Origin of the sequence: Polaromonas aquatica (assembly GCF_050626995.1) — a bacterium.
Taxonomy (GTDB): Bacteria; Pseudomonadota; Gammaproteobacteria; order Burkholderiales; family Burkholderiaceae_C; genus Polaromonas; species Polaromonas aquatica_A.
In genome coordinates this window covers 1,230,651-1,256,630 of record NZ_CP192467.1, presented here as the reverse complement: position 1 = coordinate 1,256,630, position 25,980 = coordinate 1,230,651, and the positions used below count along the sequence as shown (strand labels likewise).

Annotated in this window: 24 protein-coding genes; 15 read left to right on the top strand and 9 right to left on the bottom strand. The window is 63.0% G+C overall.

All coding sequences use genetic code 11. The features are described 5' to 3' along the window. Positions 1–2 precede the first annotated feature (2 nt). The 5 genes from ACQ4MS_RS06045 to ACQ4MS_RS06025 all read right to left on the bottom strand — a co-directional run bounded on the left by ACQ4MS_RS06045 (position 3) and on the right by ACQ4MS_RS06025 (position 5,492). Entirely contained in the window at positions 3–1,529 is a 1,527-nt protein-coding gene (locus ACQ4MS_RS06045) for a UxaA family hydrolase (RefSeq protein WP_431098404.1), read from the bottom strand. A gap of 144 nt (positions 1,530–1,673) precedes the next feature. Then, positions 1,674–3,068, bottom strand: a complete 1,395-nt coding sequence (locus ACQ4MS_RS06040; RefSeq protein WP_431098402.1) for a TRAP transporter large permease — start codon at positions 3,066–3,068, stop codon at positions 1,674–1,676. Between the two features lie 9 nt (positions 3,069–3,077). Beyond that, a complete protein-coding gene (locus tag ACQ4MS_RS06035) occupies positions 3,078–3,653 on the bottom strand; it encodes a TRAP transporter small permease (RefSeq protein WP_431098400.1) in 576 nt (191 codons plus the stop codon). A gap of 9 nt (positions 3,654–3,662) precedes the next feature. Beyond that, the gene (locus tag ACQ4MS_RS06030) at positions 3,663–4,661 is read right to left on the bottom strand and encodes a sialic acid TRAP transporter substrate-binding protein SiaP (RefSeq protein ID WP_431098398.1); all 999 of its coding nucleotides are present in this window, start codon (positions 4,659–4,661) and stop codon (positions 3,663–3,665) included. A gap of 72 nt (positions 4,662–4,733) precedes the next feature. Then, positions 4,734–5,492, bottom strand: coding sequence for a FadR/GntR family transcriptional regulator (locus ACQ4MS_RS06025; RefSeq protein ID WP_431098396.1), 759 nt, complete (start codon positions 5,490–5,492; stop codon positions 4,734–4,736). Positions 5,493–5,718: 226 nt separating this feature from the next. Here ACQ4MS_RS06025 and ACQ4MS_RS06020 point away from each other — a divergent pair, with 226 nt between their 5' ends. From ACQ4MS_RS06020 to ACQ4MS_RS05955, 14 genes are all read left to right on the top strand, one after another. After that, complete coding sequence (locus ACQ4MS_RS06020) at positions 5,719–6,453, top strand: SDR family oxidoreductase (protein ID WP_431098394.1); 735 nt, start codon at positions 5,719–5,721, stop codon at positions 6,451–6,453. After that, positions 6,450–7,196, top strand: a complete 747-nt coding sequence (locus ACQ4MS_RS06015) for an SDR family NAD(P)-dependent oxidoreductase (protein WP_431098392.1) — start codon at positions 6,450–6,452, stop codon at positions 7,194–7,196. Before ACQ4MS_RS06020 ends, ACQ4MS_RS06015 begins: the two co-directional genes overlap by 4 nt. 21 nt (positions 7,197–7,217) lie before the next feature. Next, positions 7,218–8,105 (top strand): fumarylacetoacetate hydrolase family protein, encoded by an 888-nt coding sequence (locus ACQ4MS_RS06010; protein ID WP_431098390.1) that lies wholly within the window; start codon positions 7,218–7,220, stop codon positions 8,103–8,105. A gap of 317 nt (positions 8,106–8,422) precedes the next feature. Then, positions 8,423–9,142, top strand: coding sequence for a TetR/AcrR family transcriptional regulator (locus tag ACQ4MS_RS06005; RefSeq protein ID WP_431098388.1), 720 nt, complete (start codon positions 8,423–8,425; stop codon positions 9,140–9,142). A gap of 15 nt (positions 9,143–9,157) precedes the next feature. Further along, the gene (locus ACQ4MS_RS06000; RefSeq protein ID WP_431098386.1) at positions 9,158–10,954 is read left to right on the top strand and encodes an acyl-CoA dehydrogenase C-terminal domain-containing protein; all 1,797 of its coding nucleotides are present in this window, start codon (positions 9,158–9,160) and stop codon (positions 10,952–10,954) included. Between the two features lie 28 nt (positions 10,955–10,982). Further along, on the top strand, positions 10,983–11,417 hold the full coding sequence (locus tag ACQ4MS_RS05995) for a DUF2147 domain-containing protein (RefSeq protein ID WP_431098384.1): 435 nt from the start codon (positions 10,983–10,985) through the stop codon (positions 11,415–11,417). A gap of 24 nt (positions 11,418–11,441) precedes the next feature. Then, positions 11,442–12,326: an alpha/beta hydrolase gene (locus tag ACQ4MS_RS05990; protein ID WP_431098383.1), complete on the top strand. Its 885-nt coding sequence runs from the start codon at positions 11,442–11,444 to the stop codon at positions 12,324–12,326. Between the two features lie 2 nt (positions 12,327–12,328). Then, positions 12,329–14,752: a 3-hydroxyacyl-CoA dehydrogenase/enoyl-CoA hydratase family protein gene (locus ACQ4MS_RS05985; RefSeq protein ID WP_431098381.1), complete on the top strand. Its 2,424-nt coding sequence runs from the start codon at positions 12,329–12,331 to the stop codon at positions 14,750–14,752. Beyond that, positions 14,752–15,258, top strand: a complete 507-nt coding sequence (locus ACQ4MS_RS05980) for a DUF4442 domain-containing protein (protein WP_431098379.1) — start codon at positions 14,752–14,754, stop codon at positions 15,256–15,258. The genes ACQ4MS_RS05985 and ACQ4MS_RS05980 overlap by 1 nt, the downstream gene beginning before the upstream one ends. Before the next feature lie 23 nt (positions 15,259–15,281). Further along, a complete protein-coding gene (locus ACQ4MS_RS05975) occupies positions 15,282–16,481 on the top strand; it encodes an acetyl-CoA C-acyltransferase (RefSeq protein ID WP_431098378.1) in 1,200 nt (399 codons plus the stop codon). 87 nt (positions 16,482–16,568) lie between these two features. Next, complete coding sequence (locus ACQ4MS_RS05970) at positions 16,569–17,426, top strand: alpha/beta hydrolase family protein (RefSeq protein ID WP_431098376.1); 858 nt, start codon at positions 16,569–16,571, stop codon at positions 17,424–17,426. Between the two features lie 43 nt (positions 17,427–17,469). Then, a complete protein-coding gene (locus tag ACQ4MS_RS05965; protein WP_431098374.1) occupies positions 17,470–18,348 on the top strand; it encodes an alpha/beta hydrolase family protein in 879 nt (292 codons plus the stop codon). A 27-nt stretch (positions 18,349–18,375) separates the two neighbouring features. Then, positions 18,376–19,209 (top strand): acyl-CoA thioesterase, encoded by an 834-nt coding sequence (locus tag ACQ4MS_RS05960; RefSeq protein ID WP_431098373.1) that lies wholly within the window; start codon positions 18,376–18,378, stop codon positions 19,207–19,209. A gap of 47 nt (positions 19,210–19,256) precedes the next feature. Then, positions 19,257–20,039 carry an enoyl-CoA hydratase gene (locus ACQ4MS_RS05955; protein WP_431098372.1) on the top strand — a complete coding sequence of 261 codons (783 nt, stop codon included), beginning with the start codon at positions 19,257–19,259 and terminating at the stop codon, positions 20,037–20,039. Positions 20,040–20,174: 135 nt separating this feature from the next. Here ACQ4MS_RS05955 and amaB read toward each other — a convergent pair whose 3' ends face one another. The 3 genes from amaB to ACQ4MS_RS05940 are packed head-to-tail and all read right to left on the bottom strand — an operon-like array spanning position 20,175 to position 23,958. Then, a complete protein-coding gene (gene amaB / locus ACQ4MS_RS05950; RefSeq protein WP_431098370.1) occupies positions 20,175–21,686 on the bottom strand; it encodes an L-piperidine-6-carboxylate dehydrogenase in 1,512 nt (503 codons plus the stop codon). Between the two features lie 29 nt (positions 21,687–21,715). Then, positions 21,716–22,933: a PLP-dependent aminotransferase family protein gene (locus tag ACQ4MS_RS05945; RefSeq protein WP_431098369.1), complete on the bottom strand. Its 1,218-nt coding sequence runs from the start codon at positions 22,931–22,933 to the stop codon at positions 21,716–21,718. Then, positions 22,930–23,958 carry a DUF1338 domain-containing protein gene (locus tag ACQ4MS_RS05940; RefSeq protein ID WP_431098368.1) on the bottom strand — a complete coding sequence of 343 codons (1,029 nt, stop codon included), beginning with the start codon at positions 23,956–23,958 and terminating at the stop codon, positions 22,930–22,932. Before ACQ4MS_RS05940 ends, ACQ4MS_RS05945 begins: the two co-directional genes overlap by 4 nt. A gap of 81 nt (positions 23,959–24,039) precedes the next feature. Between ACQ4MS_RS05940 and ACQ4MS_RS05935 the strand changes: the two genes are divergently transcribed. Beyond that, on the top strand, positions 24,040–24,951 hold the full coding sequence (locus ACQ4MS_RS05935) for a LysR family transcriptional regulator (RefSeq protein ID WP_431098367.1): 912 nt from the start codon (positions 24,040–24,042) through the stop codon (positions 24,949–24,951). Positions 24,952–24,955: 4 nt separating this feature from the next. Here ACQ4MS_RS05935 and ACQ4MS_RS05930 read toward each other — a convergent pair whose 3' ends face one another. Further along, positions 24,956–25,777 (bottom strand): IclR family transcriptional regulator, encoded by an 822-nt coding sequence (locus ACQ4MS_RS05930; RefSeq protein WP_431098365.1) that lies wholly within the window; start codon positions 25,775–25,777, stop codon positions 24,956–24,958. Between the last annotated feature and the right edge of the window lie 203 nt (positions 25,778–25,980).

The window sequence follows — 25,980 nt, the reverse complement described above, 5'->3', positions numbered from 1 at the left end:
TCTTACATCACCGCGCCGACTTGCCACGGCACAAATTCGTTCTGGCCGTAGCCATGTTTTTCGCTCTTGCTGGGCTCGCCCGAGGCGGTGGCCAGAACCATCTCGAAAATGCGCTGTCCCATTTCCTGCACCGACACGCCGCTGTCGATGATCTCGCCGCAATTGATGTCCATGTCTTCCTCCTGCCGCTGCCACAAGGCCGAGTTGGTAGCGAGCTTGAGCGAAGGCGAAGGCGCGCAGCCATAGGCCGAGCCGCGGCCGGTGGTAAAGCAGATGATGTTGGCGCCGCCTGCCACCTGGCCCGTGGCGCTGACCGGGTCGTAGCCCGGTGTGTCCATGTAGACGAAGCCGTGGTCCTTCACGGGCTCGGCGTATTCATACACCGCCTCCAGGTTGGAGGTGCCGCCCTTGGCCACTGCGCCCAGCGACTTCTCAAGAATCGTGGTCAGCCCGCCGGCCTTGTTGCCTGGCGAGGGGTTGTTGTTCATCTCACCCTCGTTGATCTGGGTGTAGTGCTCCCACCACTTGATGCGCGAGATCAGTTTCTCGGCGATGTCGGGGCGCACGGCGCGCCGCGTCAGCAAATGCTCGGCACCGTAAATCTCGGGCGTTTCGCTGAGGATGGCGGTGCCGCCGTGGGCGACCAGCAGGTCCACCGCCGCGCCCAGTGCGGGGTTGGCGCTGATGCCCGAATAGCCGTCGGAGCCACCGCACTGCAGGCCGATGGTGATGTGCGCGGCGCTACAGGGCTCGCGCTTGACCTTGTTGGCCTCGGGCAGCATCTCCTTGATCATCGCGATGCCCTTGGCCACCGTCTTGGCGGTGCCGCCCGTGTCCTGGATGCTGAAGACGCGCAGGGTTTCGCCTTCCCGCAGGCTGCCATGGGCCAGCCAGGCATTGATCTGGTTGGACTCGCAGCCCAGGCCCACCACCAGCACGCCGGCAAAGTTCGGGTGCGTGGCATAACCCGTCAGTGTGCGCTGCAGGATCTGCAGGCCCAGGCCGTCCGAGTCCATGCCGCAGCCCGTACCGTGCGTGAGCGCCACCACGCCGTCGACGTTGGGGAAGTCTTGCAGTGCCGACGGATTGTTCTGCCGCGAAAAATGGTCGGCGATCGCGCGTGCCGCCGTGGCCGAGCAGTTCACGCTGGAAAGGATGCCGATGTAGTTGCGCGTGGCGACACGGCCATCGGGCCGCTTGATACCCATGAAGGTGGCTTCCCGCTTTGCGGGCGCGGGCTTCACGTCGGCGCCAAACGCGTAATCCCGCGTGAAGTCGCCCTTGTCGGGGCCCATGTCGAGGTTGTGCGTATGCACATGCTCGCCGGGCGCGATGGGCTTGCTGGCAAAACCGATGATCTGGTTGTAGCGCCGCACGGGCTCGCCCGCAGCCAGCGCGCGGGTGGCAATTTTGTGGCCGGCAGGGATCAAGCCGCGCACGGCGATGTTTTCGACCTGGGTGCCGCCCACCAGCTGCGCGCGGGCAATCAGGACGTCATCGGCAGGGTGGAGGCGGATAAAGGGGGTCATGGCTCGGCTCTGTGTGATTTCCACCTGCGGCCACCGCGGAACCGGCTTCGCCGGGCCGCAAGTGGCGCCCCCTTGAGGGGGAAGCGCCGAAGGCGCTTCGGGGGTGGTTGGTTTATTTGCGCTTCTGGGGTGATTGTTTCATCTTCAGTAAAACATCTTCGGCAACCAGAGTACCAATTTGGGGAAGTACGTGATGACCACCAGGCTGCCCAGCAGCGGAAACAGCCACGGAAGGATCGCGATGGTCGTGCGTTCCACCGACAGTTTGGCCACCCGGGCCAGCACAAACAGCACCATGCCCATGGGCGGATGCAGCAGGCCGATCATCAGGTTGAGCACCATCACCAGTCCGAAATGGACGGGGTCGATGCCCAGTTGGTGGACGATGGGCATCAGGATAGGCACCAGGATGGTGATGGCGGCGGTGGGCTCCAGGAAACAGCCGACGAACAGCATCAGCAGGTTGGCCAGCAGCAGGAAGACCCAGGCTTCCTTGGTGAAGCCCAGCACCCACTGCGAGATCGCGGCCGTGACGCCGGTGGCCGTGAGCATCCAGCCGAAGATGCTGGCCGCCGCCACGATGAACATCACCGTGGCCGTGGTCTCCACCGTATCCAGGCAGACCTTGACAAACATCTTCCAGTTGAGGGTGCGGTACCAGGCCAGGCCCAGCACCATGGCCCAGATGCACGCGGCGATCGCGCCCTCGGTGGGCGTGAAGATGCCGGTGGTCATGCCGCCGATGAGCAGCACCGGCGTCATGATGGGCAGCACCGCCTGGAAGTTGAAGAACTTGTCTGCGGCGAACAGCGCCAGCAGGCCGGCAAATACTGTGACCTGCGGCGGGAAGCCGAGTTTGACGATCAGCACCCACAGCACCAGCGGCCAACCGACAACCACCAGTGTCTCGGCCAGCGCCTTGATGACGCGGGGCCACTCGAACTTGATATCTGCCCCCCAACCGTTCTTGTGGGCGAAGTAAGCCACCGTGAGCATCATCAAGCCGCCCATCAGCACACCCGGCAGTATGCCGGCGAGGAACAGGGCGCCGACGCTGACATTGGCCATCATCCCGTAGATCACGAAAGGCAGCGAAGGCGGAATGATGGGCCCCAGCGTGGCCGAAGCGGCGGTCACGCCGACGGCAAATTCCTTGCTGTACCCGTGATCGGTCATGGCCTTGATTTCGATCGTGCCCAGGCCCGCCGCATCGGCAATCGCCGTGCCGCTCATGCCGGCAAAGACCACCGAACCGACCACGTTCACATGGCCCAGGCCGCCCTTGAGCCAGCCCACCAGGGCCAGCGCGTAGTTGTAGATGCGGTTGGTGATGCCGGCGTTGTTCATCAGGTTGCCGGCGAGGATAAAGAAAGGCACGGCCAGCAGCGGGAAACTGTCGATCCCGCTGACCATGCGGTGGATCACCACAAAGGATGGCAGGTTGCCAGTCCACCAGATGTAGATCAGGGACGAGCCGGCCATGGCGATCGCCACCGGAATACCGCCGCTCATGAGAAGAAGAAAAATGATTTTGAGCATGGGTCTTGTTTATTTGTCGTCCATGGAGGATTCGGGACGCTCCAACACCGTGTAGCCGCGCTTGCGGTGGAACAGCGCGACCTGCACCGAACGGAAGGCCATGGCGGCGAAACCCAGCATGCAGATGCCGTATACCCAATTCATCGGCAGGTCGACCATGGTCATGCGCGAATTGCTGCCCAGCTTGACCATCATCATTACCGTGAGGATGGCGGCCGTGGCAAAGAAGCCGATGCGCAACACATCGACGGCCATGGCCATGGCGCGTGCCACCGGCCTGGGCATGAACTTGTAGAAGAAATCGACCTGGATGTGGTTGTTCTTGACCACGCCGATGGTGGCGCCGGTGAACACCACCGCGATCAGCAGGTAGCGGGCGATCTCCTCGGTCCAGGCGGCCGAATCGTTCAGCACATAGCGGGTGAAGAACTGGTAGAAGACCGTCAGGCCCAGGATCCAGAAAAAGCCCAGGGCGACCCAGGCTTCGGCGTTGGTGCCGGAGAAATCCACCGCTTCATCCTGCGCGTGGAATTCTCCGTCCGCCCCCATCACGGGGGCCATGTCGTCGATGGTTTCGATCGTCATGCGGCGGGCTTATTTGATGCCGACCACGCGGTCCCAATCCTTCTTGTCCAGTTTCATGGATTCGAAGGTGATGGCCTTGAGGACACGCTGCTGGAAGTCGTTGCGGTCCACGCTGACCACGTTGATGCCTTTTTTCTTGAACTCCTCGACCAGCTCGCCTTCGCGCTTGCGAATGTCGTTGGTCGCGTTCACGGCGGCTTCCTGCGTCACGTCCGCGAGCATCTTCTGCTCGGCCGGCGTCATTTTGCCCAGGGTGCTGGGAGAGACCACGGTGAGTAACGCGTCGGCGATGTGGCCGGTCAGGATGATGTTCTTCTGCACTTCGAAGAATTTCTTGGCTTCGATGGTCGGCAACGGGTTCTCCTGCGCGTCCACGGTGCCGTTTTGCAGCGCCAGGTAGACCTCGGCGAAGGCGATCGGTGTCGGGTTGGCACCGCAGGCGCGCGGCAGCGCGGTGTAGGCGGGCGCGTCCGGTACGCGGATCTTCAGGCCCTTCATCTCGTCGCAGTTCTTGAACAGCTTGTTGCTGGTGGCGTGGCGCGCGCCGTAGTAGGTCAGGGCCGTCACGGTGTTGCCGGTGGCTTTTTTGTAGCCCTCAGTCAGCTCCTTGAAGATGTCGCTCTTGCCGTAGGCGATCACGTGGTCGGCGTCACGGAAAGTGAACGGGTAGTAGCTGACTGCCAGCCGCGGATAGGAATTGGCTGCGAATGAGGCGCCAGTGAGGATGATGTCCACCGTGCCCAGCTGCAGGCCCTGGTTGATCTCGCTTTCCTTACCCAGGCTGGAAGCCGGGAAGACCTGGATCTCATACTTGCCGTTGGTGCGTTTCTTGAACTCGTCAGCTGCCCAGACCGACCACTTGTGATACGGCTCCGACGTTTCATACACGTGCGCCCATTTCAGTTTGGTCTGTGCCGACGCGATACCGGAAAGGCCCATGGCGCCTATAAACAGGACGCAAGTGGCTATCGTTTTGATAGCATTTCGTTTTTTCTTCAATGCACTCATGATGTCTCCTCTAGGGGGTGGTGGCTGGCTTTGGAAATCCCCGCATGCGCGCCAGTCGCATACGGTCTGCTTTCATCCCGGTGCAGTGGTCTGCTCGCCGGGTTCCTTCAACTCCTGCGCCTCTGTCCAGCTCACGCTGAAACGGGTGTGCGAGTTGTCCATGTGCTGGTGCATCGCCAGGCGGGCACCTGCTGTGTCTTGGTTGCGGATGGCCGCCAGGATCGCCTCATGCTCGACGATGGCCGCGCGCCAGGAATGAACGGTTTCGAAATAGCCGCCCAGCCGTTCGAAAAGCGGCCCGCGGCGTGAATCCCAGAAGTTCTGGACGGTTTCGATCAGCACCACGTTGTCACAGGCTTCCACGATGGCAGTGTGAAAGGCGCGGTCGCCGTCCAGTGGCATGACGCCGCGGTTGGCGTCGTGTTTCATGGACTCCAGCGCCTCTGCCATGGCTGCGATGTCGCGGCTCCTGGACTGGGCCGCCGCCATGGCGGCGGTTTCGCCTTCCACCACGCGACGCGCGCGTATCAGTTCCAGCGGGCCCCATTCATCAGCCGCGATTTGCGTGCGCACATGGTTGTCCGGGCCGGCCGGCATATTCCTGTCCAGCACATAAATGCCGGAGCCTGTGCGCACCTCTACCCAACCCTCAACCTCCATGGCAATCAACGCTTCCCGCACAGAGGGACGGCTCACGCCCAGCTGTTTGGCCAGGTCCCGTTCGGCTGGTAACCGTGTGCCCACGGCAAACTCTCCCGCGGTGATCAACGAGCGCAACTGCTCGGCGATCTGGCGGTAAAGGCGCTTAGGCTCAACGGTGTGCAGTGGCATGCGATGGCGCGGTCAAAAAAAGCTGAAAACGGACCCAATTAAGGGTTAGCCAGAATTGGACAAGTGGTAAGGCCAATTAATAATCCCATGAAACCGCAGCAGAAACATCCGGCAAAACCCTGTAAAGCCTGATGGTTCGCTTTTTTGCGGCCGGCTGTGGCCTCGGCGATGCGCGGCCGCCAACCATTTACCGGCAGCTCAGCGCCCGTTTATCAAGGAGAACACATTGAGATTAAAAGGAAAAAAGGCACTGGTCACCGCAGCCGGACAGGGTATTGGCCATGCAACGGCGCTGGCACTGGCGGCTGAAGGCGCAGAAGTGTGGGCCACCGACCTGAAGCCCGAGCTGCTGGCAAGTTACAAGGGCGTCGCCAATATCACCGCTTTGCCGCTGGATGTATTGGACAAGGCGGCGATCCAGAAACTGGTGGGTGGCTTGCCGCCCATGGACATTCTTTTTAACTGCGCCGGGTTTGTGCATGGCGGTACGGCTTTGCAGGCCACCGATGCAGACCTTGAGTTCGCTTTCAACCTGAATGTGCGGGCCCAGTTCTGGATGATCCAGGCGGTGTTGCCGGGCATGCAGGCTAAAAAAGGTGGAAGCATCGTCAATATGGCCAGCGTCTGCAGCAGCATCAAGGGCCTGCCCAACCGGTTTGTCTATGGCACCACCAAGGCGGCCGTGATTGGGCTGACCAAAAGTGTCGCGGCTGATTTCGTGAGCGACGGCGTGCGCTGCAATGCGATCTGTCCCGGCACCGTGGACACCCCTTCGCTGCAGGACCGTATCAATGCCAACGAGGACCCGGTTGCGGCGCGCAAGGCTTTTATCGCCCGCCAGCCGTTGGGCCGTCTTGCGCAGGCGCATGAAATTGCCCCGCTGGTGGTGTTCCTGGCCAGCGATGAAGCCGCATTCGTCACCGGCCAGGCCTACAACGTGGACGGCGGCATCACCATATGAACCAGCTCGACCTCCGGGGTCGCCATGCGGTTATTACCGGCGGCGCTGTGGGGCTGGGTTACGCGGTTGCTGAACGCATGCTGGCTTCGGGCGCCACAGTCACCCTGTGGGACATCAATCCCGAGTCGCTGGCTGCGGCCAAGGGTGCGCTGGGCGCGGGTGTGCAGGCCGTGGTCGTCGATGTCGCCAGCCATGCGAGCGTGGTGGAGGCGGTCGAACAAACCGTGGCACATAACCCGGCCATTGATGCGCTTGTCAACTCGGCCGGCATCACCGGCCCCAACGTGAAGTTGTGGGACTACCCGCCCGAGCAGTGGATGCAGGTGCAACAGGTCAATCTCAATGGCCTGTTCTTCTGTTGCCGTGAAGTCGTGCCGCACATGCGTTCTCGCAACTATGGCCGCATCGTCAACATCGCTTCGGTGGCCGGCAAGGAAGGCAACCCGAATGCCAGCGCCTACAGCGCGAGCAAGGCAGCGGTGATCGCGCTGACCAAATCGCTGGGCAAGGAGCTGGCCGACAGCGGTGTGCGCGTGAACTGCGTGACGCCGGCCGCGGTGAAAACGCCAATTTTTGCGCAGATGACGCCCGAGTTCATCCAGTTCATGCTCTCGAAAATCCCCATGGGCCGCTTCGGCACGCCCGATGAGGTGGCCGCGATGGTCAGCTGGCTGTGCACCGAAGATTGTTCTTTCTCCACCGGCGCCGTTTTCGATCTCTCCGGCGGCCGCTCAACTTACTGATTACCAACCACAAGGAAAACCATGAAACTCGTTCGTTATGGCAACCCCGGCAAAGAAAAGCCGGGCCTCATCGACGCCAACGGCAAGCTGCGCGACCTGAGCGCTGTTGTCAAAGACATCGGTCCGGATCAGCTTGGCGATGCTGCGCTTGCCAAACTGCGCAAGCTCAAAACCGACAAGCTGCCGCTGGTCAAAGGCTCGCCGCGTTATGGCAGCCCGGTCAAGGGCGTGCCCAAGTTCATCGCCATCGGTCTGAACTATGCCGACCATGCCGCTGAATCCGGCTTGCCGATTCCCGCCGAGCCGGTAGTCTTCATGAAGGCCACCAGCTGCATCCAGGGCCCGAACGATCCCATCATGTTGCCCAAGGGCTCCGTCAAGACCGACTGGGAAGTTGAGCTCGGTGTGGTGATCGGCAAAACGGCGCGTTATGTGTCGCAAAAAGAAGCGCTGGACTACGTGGCCGGCTACTGCACCATCAATGATGTGAGCGAGCGCGAGTTCCAGATCGAACGCGGAGGCACCTGGGACAAGGGCAAAGGCTGCGACACCTTCGGCCCGCTCGGCCCCTGGCTGGTCACGCGCGACGAAGTGCCCAACCCGCAAAAGCTGGGTTTGTGGCTCGAGGTGAACGGCAAGCGCGTGCAGAACGGCAACACCAAAACCATGATCTTCAGCGTCGCCAAGATCGTCAGCTACGTAAGCCAGTTCATGACGCTTGAGCCCGGCGACGTCATCACTACCGGCACTCCGCCCGGCGTGGGCCTGGGCATGAAGCCGCCTGTGTACCTGAAGAAGGGCGACAAAATCTCCCTGGGCATCGAAGGCTTGGGCGAGCAGCACCAGACGGTGGTGGCGTTCAAGAGTAGCCCAAAAAATGTAGCCCCCACGGTCGTTCACTGCGTGTAACTCCCTGCCCCCCGAGGGGGCCGCCCGCCTGTGGCCCGGCAAAGCCGGTTCCACGGCTCATGCTGAGCTAAAGAGTTCTTTGGACACCACCAGTGGGGCCGCGGGTCCGGCTTCGCCGGCCCCAGGCGCCGTCCCCTCGAGGGGGGAACAGGCTACACGCAGTGAGCCTGGACGGGGGTGGACTCATATTGTGGGGTTTACCCTTGTTTTGGTTAGAACTGGGTCCCTATAAGCAGGGGCCTGACAACCCCTGCTTGCAGATGGTCATCAAAGTGTTGCAAAATAGAACGACCGTTCGTTTTATTTTGTAGGCACTCATGTCCGTCACAGAACTTCCCGCTAAAGCCTCCCGCGCCCCGGCAACGGGCGGCGCTGTGGCGAAAAGCCAGCAAAAAGGCCAGCAGACCAAGGCAGCCATTGTGGACGCCGCTCTGGGCCTGGCCACACAAATCGGGCTTGAGGGCCTGAGCATAGGCGCGCTGGCCGAGGTCATGCGCATGAGCAAGTCCGGCGTATTTGCCCATTTCGGCTCGCGCGAAGAGTTGCAGATTTCCGTCATTCGTGAGTACCACGTGCGTTTCGAGGAAGAGGTTTTCTTCCCTGCGCTGCAGCAGCCGCGCGGTTTGCCGCGCCTGGCGGCGCTGTTCCATAACTGGATGAACCGCACCTCCATCGAAATCGACTCGGGCTGCCTCTATATCAGCGGGGCGGTCGAGTTTGACGACCGGCCAGGTCCGGTGCGCGATGCCCTGGCCGGTTCGGTCCGCACCTGGCTTGCCGCCATGTATCGCTCCGTCGTGCAGGCCAAGGAAGCCGGGCATCTGCATCCCGACGCTGACGAGCACCAGATGGCTTTTGAGATACACGGCCTCATTCTCGCCCTGCACTACGAAGCCCGGTTCCTGAAAACACCGGGCTCCATTGACCGCGCCAATACCGGCTTTTCCAACATCCTGGCGCGCTACGGAAGCGCTACTCCTCTATCCACTTTGCCGAAGAAAGCTTCCGGCAAGGCATCTCCTTCCAAACCAGTTTAAGCAAAAGGAATCACCATGCCCCAGTACAACCCACCCCTGCGCGACATGCAATTCGTCATGCACGAAGTGCTCAAGGTCACCGATGAATTCAAGGCCATCCCCAAGCACGCAGATGTCGATCTCGACACCATCAACGCGGTGCTCGAAGAGGCCGGCAAGTTCGCAGCCGAGGTGACTTTTCCGCTGAACATCAGCGGCGACGAAGAGGGCTGCAAGCTCGACAAGACCACACACGAAGTCACGCCGCCCAAGGGCTTCAAGGAAGCCTACGCACAATACGTCGAAGGCGGCTGGGCCGCGCTGAGCTGCGACCCTGAATACGGCGGCCAGGGCCTGCCGTTTGTGCTGAACCAGTGCCTCTACGAAATGCTCAACTCGGCCAACCAGGCATGGACCATGTACCCCGGTCTGTCGCATGGCGCGTACGAGGCCCTGCACGCCCACGGCACGGACGAACAGAAAAAGCTCTACCTTCCCAAGCTCACCAGCGGCGAATGGACCGGCACCATGTGCCTGACCGAACCGCACTGCGGCACCGACCTGGGCCTTTTGCGCACCAAGGCCGAGCCGCAACCCGACGGCACCTACCGCCTGACTGGCAACAAAATCTTCATCAGCGCGGGTGAACACGATATGGCCGCCAACATCGTGCACCTGGTGCTGGCCCGCCTGCCGGATGCGCCCCAGGGCAGCAAAGGCATCAGTCTCTTCGCCGTGCCCAAATTCAACATCGGCAAGGACGGCTCCCTCGGTTCGCGCAACGGCATCTACTGTGGCGGCCTGGAGCACAAGATGGGCATCCACGGCAATGCCACCGCACAGATGGTGCTCGAAGACGCCGTCGGCACCATGGTGGGCGCGCCCAACAAGGGCCTGGCCGCGATGTTCGTCATGATGAATGCCGCCCGCCTGGGCGTGGGCAACCAGTCGCTGGGCCTGACCGAAGTGGCCTTCCAGAATGCGCTGGCCTACGCCAAAGACCGCATCCAGATGCGCTCGCTGTCCGGCGTCAAGGCCAAAGACAAACCGGCCGATCCGATCATCGTGCACCCCGACGTGCGCAAGATGCTGCTGACGGCCAAGGCCTATGCCGAAGGCGGCCGCGCGCTGGCCATCTACTGCACGCTGCTGCTCGACAAGGAACTGCACCACCCCGACGAAAAAGTGCGCAAGGACTCCGGCGAAATCGTCGCCTTGCTCACGCCCATCGTCAAAGCCTTCCTGACCGACAACGGCCACATCTCCACCAATGCCTGCATGCAGGTGTTCGGCGGCCACGGCTTCATTAAAGAGTGGGGCATGGAGCAGTTTGTGCGCGACAACCGCATCAACATGATTTACGAAGGCACCAACACCGTCCAGTCGCTGGACTTGCTGGGCCGCAAGGTGCTGGGCAACAACGGCGCGACGCTGAAGAAATTCGGCAAGGTGATTGGTGCGCTCATCGCCGAAGAAGGCGTCAACGAGAAGATGGCCGAGTTCATCAACCCGCTGGCATATCTTGCCGACCAGATGACCAAGTTCACGACCGAACTGGGCTTCAAGGGGTTCCAGAATCCCGACGAAGTGGGCGCCGCCGCGGTCGACTACCTGCGCGTGGCCGGCCACCTGGTGTTCGGCTATTTCTGGGCGCTGATGGCGCAAACCGCACTGCGCGAAATCGCAGCCGGCAACACCGACAAGTTCTATGTCGCCAAGCTGCAGACCGCACGTTTTTACTTCGCCAAGCTCTTCCCCGAAACAGCGACGCTGATGCGCACGGCACGCTCGGGCAGCAAGGCGCTGATGGAAACCGACGAAGCACTGGCTTGAACCTTTGTACAGATCAACGGGAGACACCATGAAACGCAAATTGCTGGTCCTGGCCTTGAGTCTGGTTGCTATCCCCGCCCTTGCCCAGAACACGCCAGTCGGCTTGTGGCGCGGCTTTGACGAAAAGACCGGCGAGCCCAAAGTCGAGGTTCGCATCGCTGAAGCCGGCGGCGTGTTGAATGGCAAAGTCGAAAAACGCCTGTCCGCAGGTGTCAAGCCTGACGACGTCTGCACCGAATGCACGGACGACCGCAAGGATAAGCCGCGGCTGGGCCTGGAGATCATTCGTGGTGCCAAAAAATCGCCCGATGGTGATGTTTGGGAAGGCGGCAAGATTCTCGACCCCGAGAACGGAAAAAGCTACTCACTCAGGATGACACCTGTTGAGGGTGGCAAGAAGATGGAGGTACGCGGCTCCATCGGACCGTTCGGCCGCACCCAAACCTGGGTGCGCGTGCAATGAGCCTGCTGAAAGTGAGGACTCGCCATGGGTGAAGCAATTTCCCGTTTGCGGTCACTGCCTTTTGGTGGCGGTGGCAGCACTGCGCCGGCCGCGCGCCGCTGGTATGGCCACCACCTGCTCAAGAAACCGTTTTTCGGCCGCTTCATGAAACCCTGGCGCTGGCCGGCAGACGTGCCGCAAGATGGCTGGGACCGGGTGCAGATAGCCAGCCGCAGCAGCAGCCTGCTTGAAGCCATCGTGGCGCGCACGCCGCTGGCCCCGCTCGGTGTGGTGGTGTGCGCCCACCCAATGGGCTTTGCCTGCAAAGGTTTCTGGTTGCGCCACGGCCACGCCCAGGCGCTGCTCGATGCGGGCTTTCATGTGGTGGCTTTTGATTTCAACGGCTTCGGTGAAAGCCCGTCGACCAACTTCGATTACCCGGGTGACGTGATATCGGTAGGCTACTGGGCGCGTAGCGCTTTTGCCGGGCTGCCGGTGCATGCGCTCACGGCGTCTTTCGGCGCGATCAATACGCTGAGCGCCATTGATGAAGCGGATTTTCCTTATGACAAGGTGGTGGCCGAGGCTTGCTCGCCCACCTTGCCCGATTTCTGGAAAGCCTACCCTGTTGCCCATGCGGTGCTCAACATCAGCCGGCGCATCAATCCGCAAGGTGAGCTGCGCCTTCGGCCCACCCATCACCTCGCCCGTATGCGCGACGTGGACGTGCTTCTGATCCACAGCCGGGGCGACCGCTGGACGCCGGTGCATTTCGGCGATGCGCTGCAGCAGGCCGCCTCGAGGCCCGAGCGCATCCAGCGTGTGATCCTCGACAAGGCCGACCATACCCACGGCATGCGCGACGAGCCGCAGCGCTACTGGAACGCGGTGCTCGAATTTTTCAACCAGTCATCTCCCACAAGGTTTTAACCATGTCACCCACGTCACGATTCCAAGTCAAAAAAGTCGCCGTCCTCGGCGCCGGCGTCATGGGCGCTCAGATCGCCGCCCACCTGGTCAACGTCAAGGTGCCCGTGATCCTGTTCGACCTGCCCGCCAAGGAAGGCCCGAAGAACGGCATCGTCATCAAGGCGGTCGAGGGCCTGAAAAAGCTCAAGCCCGCGCCGCTAGGTGTGCCCGAAGACGCGGCGTTGATCCAGCAGGCCAACTACGAAGAGAACATGGAGCTGCTCAAGGAATGCGACCTCATCATCGAGGCGATTGCCGAGCGTATGGACTGGAAGACCGACCTGTACCACAAGATCGCGCCTTTCATTGCCGAAGGCGCCATCGTGGCCAGCAATACTTCGGGCCTGTCTATCACCAAGCTCAGCGAAGCGTTGCCCGAATCTATCAAACCGCGTTTTTGCGGCATCCACTTCTTCAACCCCCCGCGCTACATGACGCTGGTGGAGCTGATCAACACGCCGACCACCGAACCCAAGGTGTTGGATGACCTGGAAGCGTTTGTGACCAGCGCGCTGGGCAAGGGCGTGATCCGTGCGCACGACACGCCTAACTTTATCGCCAACCGCGTGGGTATCGCCAGCATGCTGGCCACCATCAAGGAAGCCGGCACCTTCAACCTGAGCTACGACGTGGTGGACGACCTGACCGGAAAGAAGCTGGGCCGCGCAAGCTCGGGCACCTTCCGCACCGCCGACGTGGTGGGCCTGGACACCATGGCACACGTCATCAAGACGCTGCAAGACAACCTGGGCCCCGGCAAGGTCGAAGATCCGTTCTCCGATGTATACGGCACGCCACCTGTGCTCGCCAAGCTGCTTGAGTCAAAAAGCCTGGGCCAGAAGACCGGCGCCGGCTTCTACAAAAAGCAGGGCCGCGACATCCTGCGCCTGGACCCCGAGAGCATGGAATACGTGCCTGCCGGCGCCAAGGCCAATGAAGTCGTCGGTCGCATGCTGAAAAAACCTGCGGGTGAGCGCCTGAAACTCTTGCGCGAAGCCGAAGGCGCCGAAGCGCGTTTCCTCTGGGCGATCCTGCGCGACCAGTTCCATTACGCCGCTGTGCATCTGGAAACCATTGCCGAAACCGCACGCGACATCGACTTCGCCATGCGCTGGGGTTTTGGTTCCAAGCAGGGTCCCTTCGAGCTGTGGCAGCAGGCCGGCTGGAAGCAGGTCGCCACCTGGATCCAGGAAGACATTGACGCGGGCAAGGCGTTGTCCAAAGCGCCGCTGCCTGACTGGGTGTTCAAAGGCCCGGTGGCCGACGCCGGTGGCGTGCACACGGCAGAAGGCTCGTGGAGCGCCTCGGCCAAAAAATTCATTCCGCGCCGCAAGCTACCGGTGTACGAGCGCCAGTTCTTCCCCGAGGACGTGCTGGGCTCGAAAGCGCCGGCCTTTGAAACAGCGGGTACCACCTTGCATGAAGACGACGCGATCCGCCTCTGGACGCTGGGCGGCGCGAACGACGACGTGCTGATCGCCAGCATCAAGACCAAGATGCACGCCATCAGCCCCGACGTGGCCGAAGGCCTGGCCATGGGTGTGGAACTGGCCGAGAAAAGCTACAAGGGCATGGTCATCTGGTCCAACGACGAGATGTTCTCGGCCGGCGCCGACCTGCAGGCCATGCTGCCCGCCTTCATGATGGGCGGCGCCAAGGCGATCGAGGGAGCCGAGGCTGAACTGCAGAACGTGATGCTCAAACTGCGTTACGCGGCCGTACCCGTGGTGTCGGCGATTCGCGGCATCGCACTGGGCGGCGGCTGCGAAATGGCGGTCTACTCGGCCAGGCGTGTGGCCGCGATGGAAAGCTACATTGGTCTGGTCGAGGTCGGCGTGGGCCTGGTACCCGGCGCCGGCGGCCTGACCTACATCGCGCGCCGCGCTGCAGAAAATGCCGGCACCTCGACCAACAAGGACATCCTGCCCTTCCTGACCGAAGGCTTCACGGCCGCGGCCATGGCCAAGGTCGGCACCAGCGCGATCGAAAGCCGCAAGATCGGCTATTTGCTCGACAGCGACGTGATCGTGCCGAACAAGGACGAGCTGCTCTTCGTCGCGCTCAACGAGGCGCGCGCGCTGTTCAACTCGGGCTACCGCGCGCCGCACAAGCGCCAGTTCCCGGTGGTGGGCCGCAACGGCTGGGCCACCATCAAGGGCCAGTTGGTCAACATGCGCGACGGCGGCTTCATCAGTGCCCACGACTTCCACATCGCCGGCCTGATCGCGGGTGTGGTCTGCGGCGGCGACGTGGACGCCGGCACGCTGGTGACGGAAGAGTATTTGATGACGCTGGAGCGCAAGGCCTTCTGTTCCTTGCTCGAACACCCGAAAACGCAAGAGCGGATCATGGGAATGATGAGCACCGGAAAACCGGTCCGTAACTGATGACCGACCAACAGCCCAACCGCCTGGCGCGGCAACTGCAGCGGCTCGATGACGTGCCGGCCTTTGCGCGCTCCTGGTTCCGTAGCGTGGTGTTGCGCCGCGCCGTGCCTTTCACCGGCACCGCCGGCCTGGACTTCCTTGAGATGGGCACGGGCCGCGTCGAGATCGGCATCAGGAACGAGAAGAAGGTGCAGAACCACATAGGCGGCGTGCACGCCTCGGCCATGAACCTGCTGGCGGAAACCGCCACCGGCATGGTGGTCGGCATGAACGTGCGCGACGACTGCATCCCGCTGGCCAAGGAACTGAAGATGGCGTTCAAGAAGCGCGCCACAGGGGCCCTGCGCGCCGTGGCCACGCTGAGCGATGAGCAGCGCGCGGCCATGCAGGCCAGCGACAAGGGTGAAGTCACCGTGCCGGTCATCGTGACCGATGAAGCCGGCGTGAACCCGGTGGAATGCGAATTTGTCTGGGCCTGGATTCCCTCCGGCCCACGGAAAAGTTAACTGAGAAATTGAAGGAAACCATCATGGCCAAACAAGTCCAGGAAGCCTATATCGTCGCCGCCACCCGCACGCCTATCGGACGCTCGGGCCGCGGCTATTTCCGCAACATGCGACCCGACGACCTGCTGGTCAAGGCGCTGCAGGCGGCGCTGGCGCAAGTGCCTTCGCTCGACCCCAAGGCGATTGAAGACATCATCTGCGGCTGCGCAATCCCCGAAGGCCCGCAAGGCCTGAACGTGGCGCGCATCGGCGCGGTGCTGGCGGGGCTGCCCACCAGCGTGGGCGGTATCACTGTCAACCGCTTCTGCGCATCCGGCCTTTCGGCGATCCAGATGGCGGCGGACCGCATCCGTGTGGGCGAAGCCGATGTGATGATCGCTGCCGGCACCGAAAGCATGAGCATGGTGCCCATGTCGGGCAACTCGCCGTCGCTTTCGCCCAATATGTTCATGGACGACGAAAACGTCGGCATTGCCTACGGCATGGGCCTGACAGCCGAGAAGGTCGCGCAGCAGTGGAAGGTCTCGCGTGAAGCGCAGGACCAGTTCGCGCTCGAGTCGCACCTCAAGGCCATCAAGGCGCAACAGGCCGGTGAGTTCGCCAATGAGATCACGCCGGTCGAAGTGACCGACCGCAGCGCCAATCTGGAAACCGGCGAAGTCATCAGCAAGACGCGTACTGTGAGCCTGGATGAAGGTCCGCGGCCCGATACCTCGCTGGAAGGCCTCGCCAAACTCAAGACGGTGTTTGCCGCGCGCGGCTCTGTCACGGCCGGCAACAGCTCGCAGACGTCAGACGGCGCGGGCGCTCTGGTGCTGGCCAGCGAAAAGGCCGTCAAGGATTTCGGCCTGAAGCCACTGGCCCGTTTTGTCAGCTATGCCGCCAAGGGCGTGCCGCCCGAGATCATGGGCATCGGCCCGATCGAAGCCATTCCCGCCGCCTTGCGTTACGCCGGCCTCAAGCAGGAAGACATCGACTGGTTTGAATTGAACGAAGCATTTGCCGCGCAGTCGCTGGCCGTCATCAACACGCTCAAGCTGGATGCGTCCAAGGTCAATCGCATGGGCGGCGCGATTGCGCTGGGCCATCCGCTGGGCGCGACCGGTGCGATCCGCGCCGCGACCGTGATCCACGCATTGCACCGCCACCAGCTCAAGTACGGCATGGTGACCATGTGTGTGGGGATGGGACAGGGCGCAGCCGGTATTTTTGAACGCGTGTAAAGTCGGCGGCCGCGACGGGTGTCGCGCTTGCGGCAGCGTACTTCGCCGCTGCGGAGCAGACTGGGATTTCCTGACTGGAGGCAGAAGATGGAGCGAACCACGGTTCTGACCCAGGACTCCTGGGCGCTGGCCGCGACGGTATTTACAGCGGCTTCCACAGAGGGCTCGGTGCGCGGCGGCGTCTTGCTGGCCGGTGCCATGGCCACGCCGCAGCAGCATTACGAACCCTTCGCCCGCTGGCTTGCCGCCCAGGGGTTCACCGTAGTGACGCTTGATTACCGCGGAACGTTTGCCTCGGGCGGTGAGCGCGTGGCGTCTACCGACGCGACATTTGATACCTGGGGCCAGCAGGACGTGAGTGCGGCCGCACGCTTCTTGCAGCAACGCGTGCCAGGCCTGCCGCTTTATTACCTGGGCCACAGCCTGGGCGGGCAATTGTTCGCCAGTTCGGAAACCACACACCTCTTTCAGCGTGCCGTTCTGGTTGCCAGCGGCAGTGGTTACTGGCCCCGTCTGCGCAAGGCCGTGCCACGCTGGGGCCTCTTTGCCGCCACGCAGATCTGGGCGCCGCTGCTGGTGCCATTGTTCGGCTATTTCCCGGGCCAAAGACTGCGCAAGGTGGGCAACATTCCCGCAGGGGTGATGCGGCAATGGACGCGCTGGTGTCGGCATCCCGACTACCTCGCGCGTGATGCCCATCAGCGTGAACGTTTTGAACGCGTAGAGACGCCGATCACTTACTTCAACTCCAGCGACGACGAGGTTTTTTCACAGTGGTCCGCGGACCGGTTTGTGGCCTTGTTCGGTGCGCGGCGTGAACCGGTGCAATGCCTCACCCTGGAGCCGAAACACCTGGGCGTCAGGCGTATCGGCCACTTCGGGTACTTCCGTGACAAGCTGCGCGCCAGCTTCTGGCCGCAGCTGGTGCAACACCTGCACGCATGACGCGTGCACCTCTTTTCAGTCCAGACATTTCAAGGAGCATGTGATGCAGATGCAAACCCTCAGTTCAGGGACGGCGCAACTGGCCACCCGTGTATATGCGCCTTCCATACCTGCACGCGCCAGCGTGGTCATTGGCGGCGCCATGGGTGTGCGGCAAGACTATTACGCGCCGTTTGCCCAATGGCTTTCCGTCCAGGGCTTTCGCGTCACCACATTCGACTACCGCGGCTCGGGAGAGTCCCTGCCCGACACCGCCAGCGGCAGTCTGCGCGGTTTCAAGGCCGACCTGCTCGACTGGGCTGCCGACTATGAAGCGGTGGTGGATGCCGCCAAGGCGGCCTTGCCCGATGCACCGCTTTACCTGCTGGGCCACAGCCTCGGTGCACAGCTGCCAGGTTTTCTGAACAACCAGGACAAGGTAGCCGGCCTGGTCAGCATCGCGGCGGGAAGCGGTTACTGGCGCGACAACACGCCCCAGCTCAGGCGCATGATTTTGTATTTCTGGTATGTGCTGGTGCCTCTGGCTACGCGCCTTTGCGGTTATTTTCCCGGGCGCAGGCTGAGAAAGGTTGGTGATCTGCCAGCGGGGGTGATGCTGCAGTGGCGCAAATGGTGCCTGGATCCGCATTACAGCGTTGGGGCGGAGGGGGAAAGCGCGCGGCTCAGTTATGGGCGCGTCAGTTTTCCGGTGACCGCGCTGTCCATGACAGACGACGAGCTGATGACCTGGCGCGGCACGCAAAACCTGATCAACCTGTATGCCAACGCGCCGCGCACTTTTGAGCGCATCGCGCCGGCTGACCTGAAGGTCAGGCGCATCGGGCACTTTGGTTTCTTCCGCGAGCAGTTCAACCAGTCCCTGTGGCCGCGCGCGCAGCAGATCATCGAAGGCATGACGGGTGTCGCCAAAAGGGCGGCGTAAAGCGCCGGGCATCCGCATACTGCTGGCATGACGACATCACCCCATTCCTTTGACCAGGCGCTGCGGCTCGAAGCCGCCGGCAGCGATCGCCCGGACACATGGCTGGGCCACACCAGCCCTGACTACTGGAACATGGTGGGGCCGTTTGGCGGCACCACCGCCGCCACGGCCCTGCGCGCCATCCTCTTGCATCCGGCCTTGCTGGGTGAGCCGGTTGCACTCACCGTCAACTACGCTGCCGCGCTGGCCGAAGGGCCGTTCGCGGTCACTGCCAGGGCGGTGAGAACCAACCGCTCCACCCAACACTGGACGGTGGAGCTTTCACAGACCGATGCGAACGGTGGTGCAGGTGTGGTGATGACCGCCACCGCCGTGACAGCTGCGCGTCGCGAGACCTGGAGCCAGAACGACACGCCCATGCCGGCGGTCACGCTGGCTGACGCGTCCGGCCGGCTGAAATTTTCAACTTCCGCATGGACCCACCGCTACGACATGCGGCCGGTGCGCGGCACCATGCCGCAGGTCTGGGACGGCAGCGGCACAGGGAGCCTCACCCAGCTGTGGGTGCGCGACGACCCGCCGCGGCCCCTCGATTTTCCGGCGCTGGCCGCCATGTCGGATGTGTTCTACCCGCGCGCCTGGCTGCGCCGTGCTACGCGCGTGCCGGCCGGCACGGTTTCGATCACGACCTACTTCCATGCGGACAGCAGGCAGCTCGCGGAATGCGGCGAGGGTTTTTTGCTGGGGCAGGCAAAGGCGCAGGCTTTTCGCAACGGCTTTTTCGACCAGACTGCGCAACTGTGGAGCGAAGCCGGCGTGCTGCTGGCCACGAGCACGCAGATCGTCTATTACAAAGAATGAGAACGGCTTCCAAGGCCCCTACACTTGGCGTCTCAACGGAAAACACCATGAACACTCCAGCCCCTATTCCCGAAGTCCTGAGCCACATCGACGCGGGTGTGATGACCATCACGCTGAACCGCCTGGACAAGAAAAATTCCATCACTTCTGCGATGTATGGCGCGATGGCCGATGCGCTGGAGTCGGCCCACCACGACGGGGCTGTGCGTGTGGTGGTGATCCAGGGACATGAAACCATTTTTTCCGCCGGCAACGATATCGGCGATTTCCTGAACAAGCCGCCTTCAACGCCCGACTCGCCGGTCTTCCGTTTCCTGCGTGGCATCAGCAGCTTTCCCAAGCCGCTGGTTGCCGCCGTGTGCGGCCCCGCGGTGGGCATAGGCACTACGCTGCTGCTGCATTGCGACCTGGTCTATGCTGGGGACAACGCTGCGTTTTCCATGCCTTTTGTCAACCTGGGCCTGTGCCCTGAAGCGGCTTCCAGCTTCCTGGTGCCACAGCTTATGGGTTACCCGCGCGCCGCGGAGGCACTGCTGTTGGGTGAGCCCTTCACGGCCGAGACCGCGCTGGAGATGGGCCTGATCAACCGCATCGTTCCACCCGCCGAAGCCAACGCGCTGGCCCAGCGGCAGGCGCAAAAACTGGTCGCCAAGCCGCTCAGCGCGTTGATGGAAACCAAGCGCCTCATGAAAAAAGGCAACGCTACCCTTGTAGCCGAGCGCATGGCCGAAGAGGGTGCCAGCTTTGGTCGCATGCTGGGTGAGCCCGCTGCGCGTGAAGCGTTCTCGGCTTTCATGGAAAAGCGCCGGCCAGACTTCAGCGCAGTCTGAAGTCTGCGCCCGAAGGGCGACTGCGAAGCAGGCCGGCGGTTTCGCTAAAAGCGCAAGCCGGATTTCAGCGCAGTCTGAGTTTCCCGCTCCTTTCCCCGAGGGGAAGGAGTCCAGTCTCGCAGCAAAGCGACCGGTTTAAATCTCGAAACGTATGCCCTGGGCCAGCGGCAGGCTGGATCCGTAATTGACGGTATTGGTTGCCCGGCGCATGTAAGCCTTCCAAGCGTCCGAGCCAGATTCGCGTCCGCCACCGGTTTCCTTCTCGCCACCAAAGGCCCCCCCTATCTCCGCGCCGCTGGTGCCGATGTTGACGTTGGCGATGCCGCAGTCGGAGCCCCGCGCCGAGGTGAAAATCTCGGCCTCGTGCAGGTCCTGCGTGAAAACGGCTGACGACAGGCCGTGCACCACGGCGTTGTTCATCGCGATGGCCTCCTCAAAATTGTCATAGGGCACGACGTAGAGGATGGGCGCGAAGGTCTCGTGCAGCATGGGGCCGGTTTGTGCCTTGAGCTCGACGATGGCGGGGCGCACATAGTGGGCCGAGCCTTCGCCGGCTTGTTTGTCGCCGAAGTGAACCGTGGCGCCCAGCTTCTTCGCATCGGCCAGCGCCGCCTGCATGGCCTCAAACGCGCGGCCGTCGATCAGTGGGCCGACCAGCGTGCCGTCTTTCAGTGGGTTGCCGACGGGCAGGCGTTCAAAGACCGCGACCATGCGTTTGACCAGTTCAGGATAGATGGACCGGTGCACGATCAGGCGGCGCAGGCTGGTGCAACGCTGGCCGGCGGTGCCTGCCGCCGCGAAGGCCGCGCCGCGCACCACGAGTTCCAGGTTCGCTGACGGGCAAACGATGGCGGCGTTGTTGCCGCCGAGTTCGAGCAGTGAGCGCTTGAACAGGCCGGCGCAAGCCATCGCCACGTTCTTGCCCATGGCGGTGGAGCCGGTCGCGCTGACCAGTTTCACATGGGGGTGATTGACCAGCGCCTCACCGGTGGCACGCTCACCGATCAGCAATTCGCTCAGGCCTTCCGTCCCCAGGCCCAGGTCTTTCGCCGTTTGCAGCAGCAGTCCGTTCAGCGCGATGGCCGACAGCGGTGTTTTTTCCGACGGCTTCCAGGCCAGGGTGTTGCCGCAGACCAGCGCCAGCGCGGCGTTCCAGGCGAACACCGCCATCGGGAAGTTGAAGGCCGAGATGATGCCGACCACGCCCACGGGGTGCCAGGTTTCCAGCAACTTGTGGTCGGGGCGCTCGCTGGCGATCGTCAGGCCGTAGAGCTGGCGCGACAGGCCGACCGCGAACTCGCAGATGTCGATGACTTCCTGCACTTCGCCCAGGCCCTCCTGCAAAATCTTGCCGGTCTCCAGCGAGATCAACTGGCCTAGCCCGGCCTTGTGTCGGCGCACGGTTTCGCCGAAGGCGCGCACCAGTTCGCCGCGCTTGGGCGCTGGCACGTTGCGCCACTCAAGAAAACGCTGGTGCGCGGCGTTGAGCGCGCTGTCCACTTCGGCCGCGCTGTGCACCGCCACACGGGCCAGCGGGCTGCCGTCGATAGGTGTGGCCACCGTGAGGGCCGCAGGTGCTTTGCTGGCCAGCTCGGCGTTGAGGCCCAGGGCCTTGAAGAGGGATGAAACGTCGTTGGCGTGACTCATGATGAAGTCCTTTCGTGGGTGTCTTGAAATCAGGTGTTGGTGACGAGCTCGCGGAGGCCACCGCCCAGTCGTTCGGCGCCTTGCCGAAGTGTGATCGGCGTGGGGTTGGCAAAACTCAGGCGCAGCCAGGGCTGTGGGTTGTTGCTGACGCTGAAGGCGGCGCCCGGCACCACCAGCACCTGGTGTTGAAGGCCGAAGTCCACCCAGGCTTGTGTGGGCAGCAGGGGCAGGGCAGCGCTGAGCTTTGCCCATATGAACATGCCGCCCCGCGGCGCGTCAAATTCAAGCATGCCGCCGCAGTGAGCGCGCAAAGCCTGGTCCAGCGTTGCGCCCTTGGCGGCGTAGGCCGGGCGCAGATCTGCCAGGTGAGGCAGCAGGCGCCCGGAGGCCAGCATGGCAGCCATCGTCAGCTGCTCCAGCGAACCGCTGTGCACGTCGGCCGCCTGCTTGGCCAGCACCACGCCGCGTGTGATCTCGGCCGGGGCGAGTAGCACGCCCAGGCGCAAGGCCGGCGCAACCACCTTGGAGTAGCTGGTCATATAAGCGATCTGCGCGGGTGAACCTGCCTGCTGGTTAAGCTGCGCGAGCGAAGGCGGCGGCGCTTCATCAAACCAGAGTTCGCCATAAGGATCGTCTTCGATCAGCGTGACGCCGTACCGCGCGGCCAGTTCCAGCAGGCGCAGACGGCGCGACAGCGGCATCACGGCGCCGGTCGGGTTCGCGAAATTGGGTACGACGTAAAGCACACGCGGGCGGTCGGCCTGAAGGATGGGTTCGAGCTGGTCGACGTCCATGCCTTGCGCGTCAGTCGGCACCTCAACCAGCCGCGCGCCCGCGAAACGGAAGGCCTGCAGCGCGGCCGGGTAGTTGAAGGATTCCAGCGCCACGCCCTCGCCGGGCTCAACCAGCACCCGCGCGAGCAGGTCTATGGCCTGCTGCGAGCCGGTGGTGATCAGCACGTCGCCGGCCTGTGCCGCGAGGCCGCGTTGCTGCAGCAAGGCCGCGCTGGCCTCGCGCAATGCGGTCAGGCCTTCGGTGGCGCCGTATTGCAGGCTGCGGCCCTGCAGCTGGCCGGCCACTTCCAGCAGCGACTCGCGCAGCCAGTCGGCGGGCAGCAGCGCCGGGTCGGGATGGCCGCCGGCCAGTGAAATCATGCCGTCGCGGCCGGCGAGCGCCAGCATGGCGCGTATCGGCGAGCCGCTGGCCTGCGCATACAGCGGGCGCAATGCCCCGCGCGCGTCTGTCATGAGCGGGCGGCCGTCATGCCGAAGATGCCAGTGGCATTGCCGGCGTCAAAGGCCAGATCCAGCCGCGGCTGCACCGGGTCGTTGGCCGCGCCGGCTGTTTGCAATTCGTCGCGCGTGATGAACTCGTAGAACGAGCCGGGCACCTCGCGCGAGACGCGGCCTTCGGCGGTGATGAAGTCGCGCCGCACACTGGCGGCGCGAAAGGCGGTTTGCCGCACGCGGCCGCTGGCCGAGACCTCGACCTTGTCCTTGATGGGCCGGCCCAGCGCGCGCTGGCGTTCGGCCACCGCATCGACGTCGTCCACGCGATCGGTCGCATGGTTGAAGGCATTGCCTTCGGTGGAAATCCAGGCCATCTCGGCGGATTCGGCCAGCAACAATTCATAGTCACCCATGTCAAAGACGCCGTGCTGCCGGTCAAAGCACTGCAGCAGTTGCGGCAACAGGCGCAGCGCTTGCGCCAGCGGCAAAACACCATCGCGCGTGAGCTGCTCCAGGTCGGTGACGTCCTGTGGCCCCAGCGGGTCGCGCGAGCTGGCCAGCACGCGTGTGACGGCGGACTGGAAGGGTGCGGAGAACTGCTCGGGGTGCAACTCGGAAACGAAGAACTGCGCGATGTCTTCGGGGAAATCACAGTGGCTGTAGGCACGTCCGGTCATCTTGAGGCGCGGCAGCGGGTAAGTGCCCTGCAATTCAAAGCCCAGCGGGCGGAGTACACGCGTAAAGGCCGCTTCGCCGGCCGGCAATGCTCCGCTGGGCCAGCGCACCGTGCGCAGCGCGCCGTGGTCGAACACCACCTTGCGCTGCTGCCCCATGACGTCGCTCGCGATGTAGTCCTGCCCGGCCGGCACGCGTTGCACCAAGCCGTGGAACAAGGCCATATTGAGCGCCTGGGCCAGTTCCGCGCGTGTCACCGTGCCGGAAGCGGCTTGCTGCAGTCCGGAATGGACGTACATCTGCTCATGGATTGTTTTGACGGCTTCGGGCGGCAGTACAGCGGCGAGCAGCTTGTGGAGATGAGTCATTTCAGGTGTATTTTGTGCAGTTGAAGGCCGGATTTTCGGCAATTATGGTATCCGGGGCAAAGGATGAATTTCAATGCATGCATGAGATATATTCATGTGATGCGCCGGAAAATCCCCTCTACCCAGGCCCTGCTGGCTTTTGAAGCCGCCGCCCACCGCGCCAGCTTCACCTTGGCGGCGCAAGACCTGTCGGTGAGCCAGAGCGCCGTCAGCCACCAGATCCTGGGGCTGGAGCAGGAGCTGGACGTGAGCCTGTTTCGCCGCCTGCCGCGCCAGTTGGAACTCACCGACGCCGGCCGTTCGCTGCTGGCGCGCGTCAGCCCGGCGCTGGATTCGCTGGAGGCCGCGATGCTGGATCTGGTCTCGTCCAAAGGCGAGGGCGGCACGCTGGAGCTGGGCGTGGTGCCCACTTTTGCCACGAAGTGGCTGATCCCGCGCATGCCGTCTTTCCTGAAGGCGCACCCGCATGTGACCTTGAACCTGGCGACGCGCCTGCAGCCTTTCGATTTCTCGCTGACGGGGCTGGATGCCGCCATCCACTATGGCCGGCCCGACTGGCCGGGCACGGAGTCTGAATACCTGATGGGCGAAGAAAGCGTGGTGGTGTGCAGCCCGGCGCTCATCAAGAAACGCCAACTCCGCAAGCCGGCTGACGTGCTGAAGTTCACCTTGATCCACCAGAGCACGCGCCCGAACGCTTGGCGCGACTGGTTCCAGTTGGCCGGTATCGCCGACACCCAAAGTGCAGCCACAGGCCCCAAGTACGAGCTGTTTTCCATGATCGCCCAGGCTGTCAAGGCTGGCCTGGGCCTGGCCGTGCTGCCGCGCTTCCTGGTGGCCGACGATATCGCCGACGGCACGCTGGCCGTGCCGTTTGATCTTTCGCTCAGTTCGGACTTCGCCTATTACCTGGTCTGGCCTTCGCAGAAAACCAGCTGGCGGCCGTTGGTGCAGCTACGCGGCTGGTTGCGCGAAGAGGCGACAGCGCGTTAGGGCGTCACACGCTGTCAGCAGGCGCCAGGCTTTGCGCCGGCCTTCGCAGCGTGCTGTCAAATGGATTGATCTGCGCGCTGATGGCCGCGGCTTCGCGCTTGAGCAGTTCCACCACCGTGGGCAGGCGGTCCGGGCTCAGGCGTGAAGAGATTGTGCCCACGCTGAGCGCGGCGACGGCGCGGCCTTCGCGGTCCAGCACGGGCACACCGACACCGGCCATGCCATCCAGCAGACCGGTGTTGCGCCCGGCGTAGCCGAGCTGGCGCACGCGTTCGATCTCGGTGCGCAGGTAGACCTCGTCATACACGCCGAATTCGCGCACGCGCGGCAGGTTGTAGCGGATCACTTCTTCGCGCTCTGTCTCCGGCAGAAAGGCCAGGATGGCCAGGCCGCCTTGGCCCATGCCCAGCGCTACACGCCCGCCGATGTCTCCGGTGAAAGAACGGATGGGGAACGGGCCTTCGCTGCGGTCCAGGCAGACCGCGTCAAAGCCGCTGCGCACCAGCAAAAAGATGGTGTCGCCCAAACTGGCGCACAGGCGAAGCATGGACGGCCGGCACAGGCCGCGCAGATCCATGGAATTGCCGGCCTGGGCGGCGAGCGCGAAAAATTCGATGCTCAACCGGTAGAGCTTGGAGCTCGCCTCCTGCTCCACCACGCGCTCGGCCACCAGGCTTTGCAAGATACGGTGGGTGGTCGCCTGGGTCAGGCCAGTGGCCTTGGCGATATGCGTGATGCGCCCGCCCTTGGCTTGCGTGGCGGCCAGCGCACGGATGATGGAAAAGGCGCGCTGCACGCTGCTGGAGCTATTGTCTTCGTCTTTCAAGGCATCTCCTTTGGCGGAATCAGTGTTGGGTTAAGTTTATATAAATTCCGTTAAATGGAATAAGTTAAATAAAAATATCTCTATACGGAATAACCTATTGACGATTTTTTGGTGGATGCCCTAGCATGAAGTCATCAAGGTGTCATCGTTTTGCACATCGTTTGTACGTGCGGCGGTGGCCACCCCTTGTTGCAGAGGTGCTC